The organism is Pseudoteredinibacter isoporae (assembly GCF_040372805.1).
Classification (GTDB): Bacteria; Pseudomonadota; Gammaproteobacteria; order Pseudomonadales; family Cellvibrionaceae; genus Pseudoteredinibacter; species Pseudoteredinibacter isoporae_A.
This window is the reverse complement of record NZ_BAABWJ010000008.1, coordinates 1-16,947: the sequence shown is the minus strand read 5'-3', so window position 1 is coordinate 16,947 and position 16,947 is coordinate 1. Positions and strand designations below refer to the sequence as shown.

Annotated in this window: 11 protein-coding genes and 1 tRNA gene; 5 read left to right on the top strand and 7 right to left on the bottom strand. The window is 49.8% G+C overall.

What is annotated here, in order from left to right; all coding sequences use genetic code 11:
- Positions 1–665 precede the first annotated feature (665 nt).
- The 5 genes from ABWW03_RS14950 (at position 666) to ABWW03_RS14930 (ending at position 8,283) form a co-directional block, all read left to right on the top strand.
- Complete coding sequence (locus ABWW03_RS14950; RefSeq protein WP_353409519.1) at positions 666–3,548, top strand: ribonucleoside-diphosphate reductase subunit alpha; 2,883 nt, start codon at positions 666–668, stop codon at positions 3,546–3,548.
- Positions 3,549–3,733: 185 nt separating this feature from the next.
- A complete protein-coding gene (locus ABWW03_RS14945; RefSeq protein ID WP_353409517.1) occupies positions 3,734–4,957 on the top strand; it encodes a ribonucleotide-diphosphate reductase subunit beta in 1,224 nt (407 codons plus the stop codon).
- Positions 4,958–5,036: 79 nt separating this feature from the next.
- Positions 5,037–5,264 (top strand): hypothetical protein, encoded by a 228-nt coding sequence (locus ABWW03_RS14940; RefSeq protein WP_353409515.1) that lies wholly within the window; start codon positions 5,037–5,039, stop codon positions 5,262–5,264.
- A gap of 481 nt (positions 5,265–5,745) precedes the next feature.
- Positions 5,746–6,960, top strand: coding sequence for a 5-demethoxyubiquinol-8 5-hydroxylase UbiM (gene ubiM / locus ABWW03_RS14935; protein WP_353409513.1), 1,215 nt, complete (start codon positions 5,746–5,748; stop codon positions 6,958–6,960).
- A 45-nt stretch (positions 6,961–7,005) separates the two neighbouring features.
- A complete protein-coding gene (locus ABWW03_RS14930) occupies positions 7,006–8,283 on the top strand; it encodes a glycerate kinase type-2 family protein (RefSeq protein ID WP_353409511.1) in 1,278 nt (425 codons plus the stop codon).
- 151 nt (positions 8,284–8,434) lie between these two features.
- Here the strand turns inward: ABWW03_RS14930 and ABWW03_RS14925 are convergent.
- From ABWW03_RS14925 to ABWW03_RS14895, 7 genes are all read right to left on the bottom strand, one after another.
- Positions 8,435–8,525 (bottom strand) — tRNA-Ser (locus ABWW03_RS14925).
- A gap of 165 nt (positions 8,526–8,690) precedes the next feature.
- Positions 8,691–8,882, bottom strand: a complete 192-nt coding sequence (csrA, locus tag ABWW03_RS14920) for a carbon storage regulator CsrA (RefSeq protein WP_166843460.1) — start codon at positions 8,880–8,882, stop codon at positions 8,691–8,693.
- Between the two features lie 215 nt (positions 8,883–9,097).
- Entirely contained in the window at positions 9,098–10,333 is a 1,236-nt protein-coding gene (locus tag ABWW03_RS14915) for an aspartate kinase (RefSeq protein ID WP_353409508.1), read from the bottom strand.
- A 130-nt stretch (positions 10,334–10,463) separates the two neighbouring features.
- Complete coding sequence (gene alaS, locus ABWW03_RS14910) at positions 10,464–13,091, bottom strand: alanine--tRNA ligase (protein ID WP_353409506.1); 2,628 nt, start codon at positions 13,089–13,091, stop codon at positions 10,464–10,466.
- A 232-nt stretch (positions 13,092–13,323) separates the two neighbouring features.
- Entirely contained in the window at positions 13,324–13,674 is a 351-nt protein-coding gene (locus ABWW03_RS14905; RefSeq protein ID WP_353409504.1) for a histidine triad nucleotide-binding protein, read from the bottom strand.
- Positions 13,675–13,712: 38 nt separating this feature from the next.
- A complete protein-coding gene (locus ABWW03_RS14900; RefSeq protein ID WP_353409502.1) occupies positions 13,713–13,910 on the bottom strand; it encodes a Trm112 family protein in 198 nt (65 codons plus the stop codon).
- Between the two features lie 109 nt (positions 13,911–14,019).
- The coding region (locus ABWW03_RS14895; RefSeq protein ID WP_353409500.1) for an Ig-like domain-containing protein at positions 14,020–16,947 on the bottom strand (2,928 nt) is incomplete at its 5' end.

The following is a 16,947-nucleotide window of genomic DNA, read 5'->3' as shown; positions in this document are numbered from 1 at the left end:
AAGCGCATTATCTTGTGTGTATTGATCGTTGAGCCCCTAGATGTAGGGGTTTTAGTGTTTCATAGCCCTACAAAGCACAAGTGTAATTATCACAAACCTCGCTGTGATCAGGGCTGGAGACGAGTTCGGAAGGAAAGCTCGGATCTGGTGAAACACGACTCTAGCGGAATAATAACCAGGATTAGCAACGTTAAGGAAAGACGTAAAGGCTTTACTCGGTATAAACCGAGGTGTGCCCACATTCGTGATTCATATTGATCACCATCAGTATCCGATGTGAGCATAAACAATAGAGCAAATGCATATAACCGCACAGCACACCACGTGTGTTGGCAAATGGAAGGGTCAGGGGTAGTACAGAATCAATGAACAGCTTGGCAAGCTTATTCTTACATGGACAGGCTAATCGACAGTACAGGACGTTCTGGAGAGCCACCTTTTCTGTTGTTCAAACTCTATGGTCGTGGAACGACCGTCACCAGCCCGGTACCAAACCACGCTTTTACTCAGAGCGTTTTGATCTGTCGATCAAAAAAATACCAGACAATTTGGACAGTAAGCTGCCAGTCAGCTTTGGCAGTTTATGCTGTGGTAGCCCATTCCCACACTAAAAAGAATGGCCAGAATTTCAAACAAGAATTTGCAGCTTTATCGCGGAGAACTAAATGCAAACTGACACTTCAGTAAACGAATCCAGCCAAGCCGCTCCGGCACCTACGGAGTCGAGCAGCTCGACCGTTTCGGCGACGGCCCCAGGACAATTACGGGTCATCAAACGCAATGGTACTGTTGTGCCCTATGACGACAGCAAAATTGCTGTCGCCATGACCAAAGCCTTTCTGGCCGTTGAAGGCGGCACTGCAGCTGCGTCTTCGCGTATCCACGAAACCGTTTCCAGTTTGACCCATCAAGTCAGTGCTACTTTTAAACGTCGTATGCCTTCCGGTGGCACGATGCATATTGAAGATATTCAGGATCAGGTGGAGCTGGCCCTGATGCGCTCCGGCGAACAGAAAGTTGCCCGTGACTATGTGCTGTACCGCGAAGAGCATGCTCGCTTGCGCGGTGACAAGGCCGAACCAGAAGCTGATCCGGATTACCCTGCCATTCGCGTTATCAATGCCAAGGGCGAGAGTGAGTCTCTAAACATCGCCCGTATTCGCACCATCGTTAATGATGCCTGCGCTGGTCTGGAAGAAGTTGAGCCCAAGGTCATTCTCGATGAGGCCATGCGTAACCTATACGACGGCGTTTCTCTGGATGATGTTAATACCTCACTGGTCATCACCGCCCGTACTCTGGTAGAACAGGAACCGAATTACAGCTTCGCCACAGCTCGCCTGCTTCTGGACAAACTGCGCAGCGAAGCTCTGTCTTACCTGAATGTCGCCGAATCTGCTACGCAAGCTGATATGGCTGAACTCTATGCAAAAGCCCTGCCCGCCTATATCGACAAAGGTATTGAGCTCGATTTGCTGTCCCCTACCCTGCGCGACTTTGACTTGGATCTTTTAGGGGAAGCACTGGACGCAAGTCGCGATGCGCAATTTACTTACCTCGGCCTGCAAACCTTGTATGACCGCTACTTTATTCATACGGAAGGCACTCGCATTGAACTGCCTCAGATCTTCTTCATGCGTGTTGCTATGGGTCTGGCTGTCGAAGAAGAAAACAAAAACGAGCGCGCTATTGAGTTCTATCGCCTGCTGTCTTCCTTTGACTACATGAGTTCCACACCAACTCTGTTTAATGCTGGCACCCTGCGCCCTCAACTTTCTTCTTGCTACCTCACCTCGGTTCCCGATGATCTGCATGGTATTTACGGGGCGATGCAGGACAACGCCATGCTATCCAAATGGGCTGGTGGTCTGGGCAATGACTGGACTCCGGTTCGCTCACTGGGTGCTTACATTAAAGGCACCAACGGTAAATCCCAAGGCGTTGTTCCTTTCCTGAAAGTTGCCAACGATACCGCTGTAGCGGTGAATCAGGGTGGCAAGCGTAAAGGCGCTGTCTGTGCTTATCTGGAAACCTGGCACTTGGACATCGAAGAGTTTGTCGAACTGCGTAAAAATACCGGTGATGACCGCCGCCGCACCCACGACATGAACACCGCCAACTGGGTGCCCGATCTGTTTATGAAGCGCGTGTTTGAAGGTCAGGAGTGGACTCTGTTCTCACCAAATGATGTACCCGATCTGCACGATATTTACGGTACGGCGTTCGAAGAGCGTTACACCGAATACGAAGCGATGGCAGAGCGCGGTGAAATCAAACTGTTCCGCAAAGTAAAAGCGGAAGATCTGTGGCGCAAGATGCTGGGCATGTTGTTTGAAACCGGCCACCCATGGATCACTTTTAAAGACAGCTGTAACCTGCGCAGCCCTCAGCAACACGCTGGGGTGGTGCACTCTTCCAACTTGTGTACAGAGATCACCCTGAACACCAAACCAAACGAAGAAATTGCCGTATGTAACCTGGGTTCTGTTAACCTGGCTCAACACATTGTTGACGGTAAACTGGACACCGACAAACTGAAGAGCACTATCGATACTGCGGTTCGCATGCTGGATAATGTGATCGACATTAACTACTACTCAGTGGAAACGGCGCGCACTTCCAATATGCGTCACCGTCCTGTTGGTTTAGGCCTGATGGGCTTCCAGGATGCACTGTACAAGCAAGGCATCGCCTACGGCTCAAAAGAAGCGGTTGAGTTTGCAGACCGTTCTATGGAAGCCATCAGCTATTTCGCGATTTCAGCCTCCAGTGATCTGGCCACCGAACGTGGTGCTTACTCCACATTTGACGGTTCACTCTGGAGCCAGGGCACTTTGCCAATCGATTCTATCGAACTACTGGCTCAACACCGTGGCGAAAAATATCTGCAAATGGATCGCAGCCAGACCTTGGACTGGGACGGCCTGCGCCAGAAAATTAAAGCGCAAGGCATGCGCAACTCTAACGTCATGGCCATTGCACCCACTGCAACCATCGCCAATATTACCGGCGTATCCCAGTCAATCGAGCCGACGTATCAGAACCTGTACGTAAAGTCGAACTTGTCCGGTGAATTTACTGTGGTAAACCCATTCTTGGTACGCGAACTGAAAGAACGCGGCCTCTGGGATCAGGTGATGACCAATGATCTGAAATACTACGAAGGTTCGGTACAGAAGATCGATCGCATCCCGGCCGATCTGAAAGCCAAGTACGCCACCGCATTTGAAGTCGAGCCACGCTGGATTGTTGAAGCGGCTAGTCGTCGCCAAAAATGGATCGACCAGGCTCAGAGCTTAAACCTGTATATCGCTGAAGCAAACGGTAAAAAACTCGATATCACTTACCGCATGGCTTGGTTCAGCGGATTGAAAACGACCTATTACTTGCGCGCTCTGGCAGCAACCAGCGCCGAGAAGTCCACCATCGACACTGGCACTATGAATGCGGTTTCCGCCGCTGTTTCTGAGCCTGCAGCTGCAGCCGGACCAGCCGAAGTACCAAAAGCCTGCTCCCTGGACGATCCAGATTGCGAGGCTTGCCAATAAGTTTTGGGGGAGAGCGTCTGGGTAGGGGCCGTAAGGCCCCTACCCAAGACCTTTCAAGCGCAGCGATCATTGTGTTCGACAAGAAACAATGACCACCATTGGCTGATTTAGAGCTCAAGCGCTATATAAAAGATCGCATTTACACAAGACCACACGAGCACATACAAGCATTAAAGGATCACTCTATGTTAAGTTGGGATGATTACAGCGAAGACGCCAACACGCCAACTAATCCGACCGTAGCCGCACCTGCGGCCCCCAGTACTGCAGCACCTGCAGTTACTGAACCCCCTGCCGGCAATACGGTTTCAGCAGCCAGCGATATTTTTAACGGTGTCGATCTTGATGCCGACGAAATTACTGCCGGTTTAAAAGATCTCGAGATGACGGGTGCTCGTGTGCGCGCCGAAGATAAGCGCATCATCAACGCCACCAGCGATGTCAATCAGGTTGTCCCCATCAAATACGATTGGGCCTGGCAAAAATACCTGGACGGTTCGCAAAACCACTGGATGCCCCAGGAAATTTCTATGGCGGCCGATTTGGCATTGTGGAAAGACCCGAACGGTCTGAGCGAAGATGAGCGCCGTATTGTAAAAATGGGTCTCGGTTATTTTGCCACCGCCGACACCGTGGTCGCCAATAATCTGTTGCTGTCGATCTACAAGCACATTACCGCACCAGAGTGTCGCTTCTACATCGGCCTACAATTCCGTGAAGAACTGATCCACGCCCATGCCTACCAGTACTGCATCGAATCCTTGGCAATGGATGACGGTGAAATTTGGAACATGTACCGTGAACAGCCCTCCGTTGCCCGTAAAGCCGCCTGGAGCCTGAAGCACACTGAAGTCATTAACAAACCTGACTTTGCCACCGGTACTCCAGAAGCTGACAAAGAGTTTTTGAAAAACCTGATCAGCTACTACGTCGGAGCTGAAGGTATTTTCTTCTACTGTGGTTTCGCGGCCATTCTGCAAATGGGTCGTCAAAATAAAATGACGGGCGTTGCCGAACAGTTCCAATATATTTTACGTGACGAATCCATGCACCTGAACTTCGGTATCGATCTGATCAACCAGATCAAAATCGAAAACCCACATTTGTGGGACCAAGACATGCAGGATCTTTCAACTCGCCTGATTGCTGAAGCCGTTATGCTGGAATGCGAATTCGCTCGCGATATGATTCCACGCGGCGTATTGGGTATGAATGCCAACATGATTGAGCAATACCTCAAGTTTATTGGCAATCGACGCTTGACCCAGTTGGGCCTGAAAGAATTGTGGAAAGGCATTGAAAACCCATTCCCATGGATGAGCGAAATCATGGACCTGCGCAAAGAGAAAAATTTCTTTGAAACCAAAGTCACCGAGTACCAGCAGGCCGGCGCCCTCTCCTGGGACTGATCAATCAGACAGTGGCTCCGGCATTAAGCCGAGCCACTTATCTTTTTACTTCACGACCGTTCAATGCAAGGAATTCAGTATGAGCAACGACAAAAACAGTCAACGCGAAGCCACACTGATGGCCTTGGACCAACTTGCTCAAACCCTTGAAGTGATGAATGGTCTGGTACGTCGACTCAAGATGAGTTTGGATCAGAACCAACACGCTGCACCATCAACAAAACCAACTGTGCCCCCCAAAGCTGAGGCTGCGAGTCGCGCTCAACATACCGAATCGAATTCAAATCAGAAGCGAACCCTGCACTAACCTTAATTGGAAACTGGTTCTTTTCCATTAAATTTTGGCTTTAAAAACCATTCCATTTCGCTAGCCTATAGCGACCAATGACGCTTGCATCAACTCGCCCCAAGCCCCTACAATTCACATGCGTTTGCAGCCGGCAGTGAAGCCAGCGGGCAAATGTGGCTAGGAAGCCCACAGACAACCAAGCAGGGTTAAGGGAAGCGTACACAAGGAAGGCTGCAGGGAAGATCATAACGATCAGGGATTAGGATTGGATCGGGTTTTAGGGAAAGGATTCGGGCTAGCGCTCGCTGGCCCACTTCATTTTCCATCGCATTACACTCAGCACACAACTCCATAAACCTCGCTTTATACAATACATAAACTTGCGCCTCTCATTCTCTCCACTGAAGTAACAACGCCGATTCTTTTGATTCCGGTCAGCTCCGGGAGCAACAGCTTGTGCTACTGTCTTTCCTCTCCAATGCCACTCATAAGGCAAATCATGAGCACACACTCACGAGCCACACCGCAATCGGATATAGCCATTGTGGGCGCCGGGCCTACGGGCCTTAGCCTCGCCTGCATGCTGGCTGATACCGGTTTGAAAATTACACTCATTGACACTCTCAGTCACGAGCAATTGGCACAACCTCAAATGGATGGTCGGGACATCGCGCTGAATCATGCATCCAAAGAGCTATTGCAAGGCATGGGCGCTTGGTCACGCATCGAAGAACAGCACATTCACCCTCTGAACGAAGCCAGAGTAGAAAATGGCCACTCCCCCCTGGCATTGGAATTTCGACAGCCACACCCTACCGATGAACCTCTGGGCTATTTAATTGCCAATCATCGTTTGCGAAAAAGCCTTTTCGAACAAGCATCCACTTCAGGCAACATTGAGCTGTTCACCAACACCGAATTGCAATCCGTCGAGCCCCAATCGCATGGCGTGCAACTTATTCTCCCAGAAAACAATACATTGAGTTGTCGTCTGTTGGTTGCTGCCGACAGTCGTTTTTCCAGCACCCGAAAAATGATGGGCATTGGTGCACGCATGAAAGACTATGGCCGCACAATGATAGTTTGCAATATGCGACACGAAGTGGATCATCAACACACGGCTCAAGAGTGTTTTCATTACGGCCATACCTGCGCAATTCTGCCTCTAGGACCAAATGAATCGTCTATTGTAATTACCGTGAATGCTGCAAAAGCGCAAGAGCTTCGGCAGCTGGATGCCCAAGCGTTCACCCATGTCGCAATGAATATGCTCAACGGACGCCTCGGTAATATGACCTTGGCTTCAGAGCGTTATTTCTACCCATTAATTGGCAGTTATGCCGATCACTTTGTGTCGTCAAGTTTTGCATTAGTAGGCGATGCCGCTGTGGGCATGCACCCCGTCACTGCACATGGATTCAATTTGGGTTTGCACTCGGCCCAGATATTATCCAAACATATTAAGCGTGCTCAGAAACACCAGCGAAATATTGCTCACCCACGGGTGTTAAAATCCTATGCACTCGAACACCAACTGATGGCCAAGCCCATCTATGAGGCAACCAACTTGATCGTAAAACTGTTCAACGATGAACGACAAAGCGCTAAAATTCTACGCAAAACTGCACTGGGGTTGGCATCACACATTGGTCCTTTTAAAAAATTGATTAGCCATCGCCTAACTCGTCACGCCGAATCACAAGGGTTTCTGTAATCTGTGGTACATTGGTCACTCACCTCGACCAATGTATTCGCTCTTATGGATCAAACCGACCTTTTTTTGGAATCACTGTTCAACCGTTTTATTCAAGGTTGCCAGCTTGAGGACCGCCTGCCTCAGCTGCCAATTTCAACTCATGGAAAGACACTGATTCTCGCTATAGGGAAAGCCGCCGTACAACTGGCAGAGGCCTGTGAGACACAGCTACTAAAACGCTTTGATGGCGAGTTTCCTGCGCAAGGAATATTGCTTTGCCGCCAAGGGGAACACAACAACTGCCAACACTTTCGTACTTTTTTTGCCGCTCACCCACTTCCCGACCAAGGCTCATTGGTCGCAGCTCAAAGCATCATCAACGCAACGCAACGCTTGCAAAAAGACGATCAATTAATCTGCCTGCTTTCCGGTGGCGGCTCTTCGTTATTCAGTTATCCCGCGAGTGGAATCGCGCCAGAAGAAAAACGACACATTTGTCAGGCACTCCTGCTAAGCGGTGCAAATATCGAAGACATTAACTGTGTACGCAAACACATTTCCTATGTAAAAGGCGGGCAGTTGGCCAAACTGGCCTACCCTGCCACAGTGAACACATATGCGATATCGGATGTGGTGGGGGACAAAGCCGATGTCATTGCATCCGGCCCCACTGTCGCTGATCCAAGCCACCAGGCTCAGGCTCTGGATATCTTGAAACGCTTCAACATCGAACTTCCTGACAGCGTAGCGAAGTACTTGTCCAATGCTCATAACGAAACCCCCAAACCCGGCGATCCATGTTTCGCTGACAACCACTTCGATATTCTACTCAGCCCTGCTCAGGCTTTTGCTGAATTTACTCAAATATTCCAGCTAGAGCATTCTCATATTGAACTGCATTACCTCGGCTCCGAACTGGAAGATGACGCCCAAGATCTAGCTCGAGAACATGCACAGGTGGCATTGAACATCGCCGCTTGCCGCCCACAAAAGCCTCAACTGATTTTGTCAGGCGGAGAAGCAACAGTGGATGTCCAAGGCAACGGGCGCGGTGGCCCCAATACCGAATACGCGCTTGCCCTGGCCTTGGCCCTTGATGGCCAGAGCGGAATCTATGGTTTGGCTGCTGACACCGATGGGATTGATGGCTGTGGCGACAATGCAGGCGCCCTAATCGGCCCTCAGACGCTCGCTCAGAATAAAACCGAAGCCCAGCAATACCTTCAGAACAATGACAGCTATGGCTTTTTTAAACGCTTTGGTGGGCTATTGCTGTGCGGGCCGACCTACACCAACGTGAATGACTTTAGGGTCATTTTGGTCTTACCTGAGAAGCACTGATACAGAAAGTATTGAAGCGTCTTTTGATTCAAGCTCGTCACTGTCACTCCCAAAATCCCGCCGCATGACTCGAATCAAGTGAATTTCGACAGCCCTTACTCGCCATATACAAAAAAACCCCAGCACCTAAGCACTGGGGTTTTTTTGTATATGGCGGAGAGGGAGGGATTCGAACCCTCGATACCGGATTAGGGTATACTCCCTTAGCAGGGGAGCGCCTTCGGCCACTCGGCCACCTCTCCAAACGAGGGCGGCATAATACCACAATCCTTACGAAATCATAGACTTACTTTGATTTTTTTCTAAAAAATTTAGACCCAGAAATGCAAAAGCGGGATCCTATCCCGCTTTTGTAGAGATCTTTTACACCCAGTATCCATGCCCAGGCATAAGCGCTTGGCTCCGCCCTAGGATACGTTCCCGTTGGGCTCCTGCTTTTCGCGCTGGATTCTTTGGTAGATCTCTTCACGGTGTACCGCTACCTCTTTGGGTGCATTCACACCTATTCGCACCTGGTTCCCCTTGACACCCAGTACAGTGACGGTTACATCGTCACCTACCATCAAGGTTTCACCAATACGGCGAGTTAAAATTAACATCTTGATTCTCCTGTTATTTGCCGGCAGGCCTTACCACTTCGATTTTACATCGCTATGATTCTTTTGACCGCCACACGGCTCACATACCTTGTGTTCCGGGGTTCTCCAGAGCTTTCGTTAACTCGAGTATATCCCGGAGCGGTCTTTTATAATTCGATTATGCGATGGACTGTAAGTTCAGCTGTCACGAGAAACTCACAAATCCATAGCTATCCTCATTCTTCCTCTGGCTCTTTATCCAGATCAAAGGCTGAGTGCAAACTGCGCACTGCAAGCTCTAAATAACGCTCTTCAATGATCACCGAAATTTTGATTTCAGACGTCGTGATCATTTGGATGTTAATCCCTTCATTTGCAAGGGTATTAAACATCAGGGAGGCCACACCGGCGTGGGATCTCATGCCCACTCCCACTATAGATACCTTAGCGATTTTGTCGTCAAATGTCACTTCTTTTGCCTGCAAGGATTCAGCGACTTCACGCAGGATAGCGGCAGCTTTATCCATATCATTACGATGCACAGTAAAAGTCAAATCTGTGGTGCCATCAGCCGCCACATTTTGCACGATAACATCGACTTCAATATTCGCTTCACCAATGGGGGCCAATAACTTGGAAGCGGCACCTGGGATATCGGGCACACCACGCACCGTCAATTTCGCCTCATCACGGTTAAAGGCAATACCAGCAACAACGGGCTGCTCCATATCGTTATCTTCCTCATCTAGAGTAATTAATGTTCCTGGGCCTTCCTGGAAGCTGTGCAGCACACGCAGTGGCACATTGTATTTACCAGCAAATTCTACCGCCCTGATTTGCAATACCTTTGAGCCCAGACTGGCCATTTCCAGCATTTCTTCAAAGGTAATTCGGCTCAAACGACGAGCACCATCGACAACCCGCGGGTCTGTGGTATAGACACCATCAACGTCGGTATAGATCTGACACTCATCCGCTTTTAAGGCCGCTGCCAATGCCACTCCCGTGGTATCCGATCCTCCCCGCCCAAGGGTGGTAATAGAACCATTCTCATCTACGCCCTGGAAACCAGCGACCACCACTACCCGACCCGCATCGAGGTCGGCACGCATAGGCGCCTCATCGATATCCATAATCCGCGCCTTGGTATGGGCACTGTCAGTGGTAATTTTCACTTGAGCACCCGTATACGATCGAGCTTCCCAACCAAGACTTTTCAGCGCCATGCACAGTAAGGCAATAGTCACCTGCTCGCCAGTGGAAACCAGAACATCCATTTCCCGGGGGTCTGGGGATTCCTGCATCTCTTGGGCCAGGGAAATCAGTCGATTGGTTTCTCCACTCATAGCGGAGACAACCACGACGATATCGTCGCCCTGCTGACGGAATTTGGCGACCTTTTCCGCCACCGCCTTAATGCGCTCAACCGAGCCCACCGAGGTACCGCCATATTTCTGAACAATTAAACTCATAATTATGCTATTTCTTACCGCTTTTAGCGGCTTGCTATGGTTGTCTTACTTTTTCAAAAGCGGGCCATTAAACACTAAAAATTGGCAAAAGTTAACCAGTTTAGTGGTCGCTTTTAAAACAATTTTATCGTTAAATTTTCTCTTCTACCCAAGCATTCACGGAAGCCAGAGCTGCATCCAGATTTTCAGGCTGATCGCCGCCGCCTTGAGCCATATCCGGGCGACCACCGCCCTTACCACCGACCTGATTTGCAACGTGTTTCATGAGGTCCCCAGCTTTGAATCGATCAGTCAAATCTTTGCTTACCCCCGCAACCAGGGAGATCTTTTCACCCTCGACCACAGCGACCATAATGATCGAGCTGCCCAGCTTATTCTTAAACTGATCAACACTGTCCCGCAGAGATTTGGGCTCCACATCATTCAACTGGACAGCCAAGACCTTAATCCCCTGAATCTCAACCGCTTTACTCAGCATATCGCCACTAGCGGCACTCGCCAGCTTCGCTTTCGCGGCTTTCAGGTCTTTTTCCAGGTTTTTTTGCTGCTCCAGCAATCCTTGTAATTTGCTCACCAGCTCTTCCGGCTTACTCTTCAGTAATTTGGCAGCGTCCTGCAACTGAGTTTGTTGCTCGTCGAGATTCCGCATGGCGGCCTCACCAGTGAGCGCCTCGATACGGCGCACGCCAGCGGCAATGCCAGATTCAGAGGTGATGCGGAACAAGCCAATATCGCCCGTACGTTCGACATGAGTACCGCCACACAGTTCGACAGAAAACTGTTCCGTTCCCATGGACAACACGCGCACAGTGTCGCCGTACTTTTCACCAAACAAGGCCATAGCGCCTTTGTTTTTAGCCGTTTCCATATCGCAAACATCCGTTTGAACCTGGGTGTTCGCTCGAATTTGCTCATTCACCATGGCTTCGATGGCTTTCAATTCAGCAGGAGTAACCGCTTCAAAATGCGAGAAATCAAAACGCAAACGCTCGGCGTCAACCAAAGAACCTTTCTGTGTGACATGCTCACCTAATACTTTGCGTAGAGCGGCATGCAGTAAATGCGTTGCCGAGTGGTTTAGCGTGGTTGATTGGCGTGTTCCGGGAGTCACAGTAGCATCGACGGAATCACCCAGCGACAGGCTACCTTCAAGCAGCTCACCAATATGCAAATGGTTATTACCCTGCTTTGCACAGTCCTCAACAACGAAGCGAGCCCCCTTGACGAGCAACTCTCCCTGATCACCCACCTGACCACCCGACTCGGCATAAAAAGGGGTTGCATCAAGTACAACAATACCTCGGTCCCCGGCTTGTAACTGCTCAAGAGCCTCACCGTCTTTAAACAACGCCACGACTTTGCTCGCCCCATCCAGAGCACCGTAACCCGTAAACTCGGTATCACCCTCAATGGTCAAACTGTCGTTGTAATCCACTTTGAAAGAGCCCGCGGCGCGTGCTCGTTGGCGCTGCTGCTCCATCAAGGTTTCATAACCATCCAGGTCGATACTCATCTCCCTTTCGCGAGCGATATCATTAGTGAGATCAACCGGGAAACCGTAAGTGTCGTAAAGGGCAAAAACCAATTGGCCAGGAATTTCTTTCGAAGTCAAATCAGACAACTCTGATTCAAGAACCGCCATGCCTTTATCCAGCGTTTTCTCAAACTGCTGTTCTTCCGTAAGCAGCACTTTTTCAATTTGCGCTTGCTGTTGTTTCAGCTCGGGGTAGGCATCGCCCATTTGATCCACTAGAGCCTGTACCAGGCTGTGGAAGAAAGCTTGCTTCTGTCCAAGCTTGTGACCATGACGAATGGCGCGACGAATTATACGACGCAAGACATAACCACGCCCCTCATTGGAAGGAATAACGCCATCCACAATCAAAAAGGCGCAGGAACGAATATGGTCCGCAATCACCCGCAGGGATTTGTTTTCCATATCGTCGGTATGGGTTGCATTTGCGGTTGCCTGCAAAAGGTATTGAAACAGATCAATTTCATAATTGCTGTGGACGTTTTGCATAACTGCTGCAATACGTTCCAGTCCCATACCTGTATCCACGGAAGGCTTGGGCAGAGGTGTCATTGTGCCATCGGCACTGCGATTGAACTGCATGAAAACCACGTTCCAGATTTCGATAAAGCGGTCGCCATCTTCCTCCGGGCTACCCGGAGGGCCACCCCAGATACCTTCACCGTGATCATAAAAGATTTCAGTACAAGGGCCACAAGGACCGGTATCGCCCATCGACCAAAAATTATCCGATTGGTAGCGGCCGCCCTTGTCGCCAATGCGAACAATTTTCTCGACCGGCACGCCCATCTCCTTGTGCCAGAGATCAAATGCTTCATCATCTTCCTGGTACACCGTCACCATCAGTTTGTCTTGGGGAATGCCCAACCACTCTTTCGAAGTCAGAAACTCCCAGGCAAAGCTGATCGCATCACGCTTGAAATAGTCGCCAAAGCTGAAGTTACCTAGCATCTCAAAAAAGGTATGGTGGCGAGCGGTGTAACCCACATTTTCCAGATCGTTATGTTTACCACCGGCGCGCACACAACGCTGTGAACTGGTTGCTCGGCTGTAGTTACGCTGATCATCACCAAGAAAAACATCCTTAAATTGCACCATTCCGGCATTAGTGAACAATAAGGTTGGGTCATTTCCAGGCACCAAGGAGCTACTCGCAACAATTTGGTGCTGTTTGGATTGGAAAAAATTGAGAAATGCTTGGCGTATTTCAGCGCTCTTCATCATTTGGCGTTCCACAGTTCAATAGGATCCAGCGGCCAGCTGGATGTATAGTAGTCAAAAGGCCGCAATTATAGCGTCATTTGTCGACTATTACACGGGTATTAAAAACGCGGAAAGCCAGGAAATTGGGGGGCTTACCACCGACTGGAGCGATGGTAAAAGCACCAAAAAGGTGCACTTTTAAGATACAGGAGTGCGATACCAGAAATGGGCATCGCACTATTGAGAACGACTATTAAAAACCCAGACCGCCTTCAGTAAATTCTTTCCCGGCCAACAAATGAAGATGAAGGTGGAAAACTGTTTGCCCTGCCCCAGCACCATTGTTCACAACCAAGCGAAATGCCTCATCAATACCGAGCTGACGGGCAATATCTCCGGTACGCAACATCAAACGACCTAACAAGGCTTGGTCTTCAGCCGTGGCATCGACCAATCGAGGGATCGGCTTGCGTGGAATCAACAATACATGGACGGGGGCTTGCGGCGAAATATCTTTAATGCAGATGCAGTCATCATCCTCATACAGAATATCCGAAGGAATATCGCCATTAATGATCTTGGTAAAGATGGATTCTTCTGCCATGTTTCTGGTTTCCTTATGCTGTGCCGTAATTGGCAGAATTACTGTTTATTGCCAGCTTCGCGCTCTTCCAGGCTTAGCTCGCGAGCTTCCCCTTCCAACATGACGGGAATGCCATCACGTACAGGGTAAGCCAGGCCGCTGGCGTAGCAAATCAGCTCCTGATCTTCTTCACGATACACTAGCGGACCTTTACTAACAGGGCAGACCAGAATGGATAGGAGTTTTTTATCTAACATAGGGCTCTTCACAGCGGTTCAAAGGGTGACGAGATTGTAGCAAGGCCCAAGAAAAAGCAAAAGCAAGGCGATACATACCCTCCCGTCCCGCCAAGGTAAACCCTCAACACTAAAGCAAGGTATCCAACGCACCGTTGTTTAAAAGGTTGTCGATGATTTGCTGATCCGTTCCGGTAAAGACTGCTGCATCGGGATTTTCGATACGAATCACATGATCGACTTTATTGGTCTCGAGAGTATTTGCACTGGAATCACCTTCAACATTGATATGCACAAGAATATCACCCGTAGCGGCATCCAATTCAAAATGCAGATAGCCATCCAGGTTTCCAGAATTTTCCGCCGTATTCAATAGATCGCTTAAATCCAGAATATCTTCACTGGCATTAAAATCACGGATAATATCCTGTTCGACATCAATACCATTGGAGCCAGAAACATCCTGACTTCGGAAGACAAATGTATCCGCTCCAGCACCACCAAACATAATATCTTCGCCTGCACCGCCGATGATGGTATCGGCAAAAGCGGTACCGGTAATGTCCTCATCGTTTGCATCACCCGTATGAGTGGAACCTGAGCTCACTACCCAGTTGCCACTGGCATCCTGTGAAAAACTGGCATCGTCGGGAAGGTTGGCAGCTTGATCGGGCGTCAACATCAAAAAGTCATCTGTATCCAGTGTTTGATAAGATGAATTCGGGGAGCCATTGGGTTTGATTTCGATACGAAATACCGCCGCACCACCCTGGTCCCAATAAATCACTTCGATCGGAACCAAACCACCGCTGACACTATTACCGGAATACACATCTGTCGTTGGCCCCTGGTTATGATTTACCTCGGCCGCGTTGAGCCCGTCCAGAAGAACACGATACCCGTCATCGGCCCTGATCCGAATATCGTAATCACCAGCAGGCAAATGAATATACCCCACCATTCTCACAACAGCGCTGCGAGTGCGAGCTACCCCGGTTGTCACAGTAACATTGGAGGCATTTCCGGCCAGGAAGGCGTTGAAGTTTCCAGAGCTTATTGTGTCCCCGGCATCAAAATGGGGGTTAGTCCCCAAGCTATTACCAAAAGCCACTGAGTTGGAACCTGGGGAACTGAAACCAAACTCGACTCGATTTGCTATGAAAGTAGCATCGGCCGCAGCCGCGCTGCCCGCATTCCCGCTACCCACTAAATTGCTGTCATTATTCCGACCCTCAATAACGGTAATGGCATCAATTACTCGATCCAGTCGATTGTTATTGCCACCGGCATCACCCGCAATACCATCATCGCTGTGCCAACGAAATTGACCGTTTGAACTAAACAGAGGATCCGAATTGCTGCCGGTTCGATTGTCGTTATAACCGAAGTAGGAGGATTGCAAACCGATATCCTGAGGATCCAAAACCTGGGTGGTAGGCGCCATAATCACATCAGCGTCTTCATTTTCGATGGTCCCTGTTCCTGAAACCTGCCCGACATTCAAGGTATAGGATTCATCAGATTCCACATCGCGATCTTCGGTGCTTGGCACGGTTACGGTAAAGCTTGTCACGCCTGCAGGAATTGTAATTTGATTATTACTAGCGTCATAAGTTACCCCATTACTGAACACCAACGAGGCTGCATCGTAATCGGATGCATCAGCACTGTCCGCTGCATCGCCAATCGTAAACGATATAAGGGTATCTGCTGTGGTCGCAGCAGTGAGGGTTACGGTGTGTTCAAGCACCTCACCTTCTTCTGCATTTGCATTACTGACACTGCTCACACCAATAACATTGACTTCAACCGTACTGCTCGATTCCGTTCCATCGCCATCACGAATCGTGTAAGCCACCGTCGCAGTACCCGTGAACCCCGAAGCCGGCGTAAACTGTAATTCTCCATTTGAAGCAATTGAAACGGAGCCTTGAGCCGCATCTACAGTTGCCGAGACAACGCCCGCATTGAGTCCAGCTGCACCATCAGCGCCAAAATCATCGTTGTTGAGCACGTCGATAGTGATCGGGGTTGATTCCCCTGTTGTCTCAGTATCAGCATTCGCTGTTGGTCCGGTATCAGTAATTAAAATATCCAGCGTACCGTTTGCTGTAGTGCCATCACTGTCCGTGACAATCACAGCCAAGCTGTCGACGACCTCACCACTACTATGATCCTTCGATGTTCCGTTTGGATCGTAGTTGTAAGTGACCTCACCTGTTGAAGCGTTAAAGTCGGTAATGGTCAACACGCCTTCTGGCGCATTGATGGCAATGTTGGTTGTTGAAGCATTGTTGAGTGCAGCCGCCGTAATACTTTGACCCGCAATGCTGAGTGAACCCAAACCGTCCGGTGCTGCAATCGTAAAGGTGTTTCCAGTGAGTGTGCCATCTTCAACAACACTTTCGTCACCGGTGGCGCCAGCGTTGTTGTCGATGATGGTTACGGTTGGTGCACCATCGGTCGTTCCGGTCACAGTGATCGTTACGGTGGTGGTTGAGAAACTGCCATCGTTATCTTTTAAGGTGTAGCTAAAGGTGTCCGTCGCGGTTGCACCTTCGGCCAAGGCGGCTGCACCCGCGCCTGGGGTATAAGTGTAGGAACCGTCCGCTTGAATCGTGAGTGAACCTAAGCTGCCGGCAATTGGGGTGTTTACACCACCAGTAATATCGCCTGTTTGCGTACCCGCCACAACGCCCGTAATTTCTGCGGCATCGGCACCATCGACATCGGCCCCGCCGACATCGGTTCTCACATTACCCGTTGCATTGGTATCGGCATCGGTTGTGTCTGTGTCGGCATTGGCAACCGGTGCGGTATCGGTAATTAAAATATCCAGCGTGCCGTTTGCTGTGCTGCCGTCGCTGTCCGTGACAATCACAGCCAAGCTGTCGACGACCTCACCACTACTATGATCCTTTGATGTTCCGTTTGGATCGTAGCTGTAAGTGACCTCACCGGTGGCGGCGTTGTAATCGGTGATGGTTAGAACACCGTTACTGTTGCTGACAGTAATGTTGGTGGTTGAAGCATTGTTGAGTGCAGCCGCCGTAATACT

Bases quoted from the DNA above. Each gene is read 5' to 3' on its own strand.
- ABWW03_RS14950 (WP_353409519.1), top strand. From the start codon at position 666: ATGCAAACTGACACTTCAGTAAACGAATCCAGCCAAGCCGCTCCGGCA.
- ABWW03_RS14945 (WP_353409517.1), top strand. From the start codon at position 3,734: ATGTTAAGTTGGGATGATTACAGCGAAGACGCCAACACGCCAACTAAT.
- ABWW03_RS14940 (WP_353409515.1), top strand. From the start codon at position 5,037: ATGAGCAACGACAAAAACAGTCAACGCGAAGCCACACTGATGGCCTTG.
- ubiM (WP_353409513.1), top strand. From the start codon at position 5,746: ATGAGCACACACTCACGAGCCACACCGCAATCGGATATAGCCATTGTG.
- ABWW03_RS14930 (WP_353409511.1), top strand. From the start codon at position 7,006: ATGGATCAAACCGACCTTTTTTTGGAATCACTGTTCAACCGTTTTATT.
- csrA (WP_166843460.1), bottom strand. From the start codon at position 8,882: ATGTTAATTTTAACTCGCCGTATTGGTGAAACCTTGATGGTAGGTGAC.
- ABWW03_RS14915 (WP_353409508.1), bottom strand. From the start codon at position 10,333: ATGAGTTTAATTGTTCAGAAATATGGCGGTACCTCGGTGGGCTCGGTT.
- alaS (WP_353409506.1), bottom strand. From the start codon at position 13,091: ATGATGAAGAGCGCTGAAATACGCCAAGCATTTCTCAATTTTTTCCAA.
- ABWW03_RS14905 (WP_353409504.1), bottom strand. From the start codon at position 13,674: ATGGCAGAAGAATCCATCTTTACCAAGATCATTAATGGCGATATTCCT.
- ABWW03_RS14900 (WP_353409502.1), bottom strand. From the start codon at position 13,910: ATGTTAGATAAAAAACTCCTATCCATTCTGGTCTGCCCTGTTAGTAAA.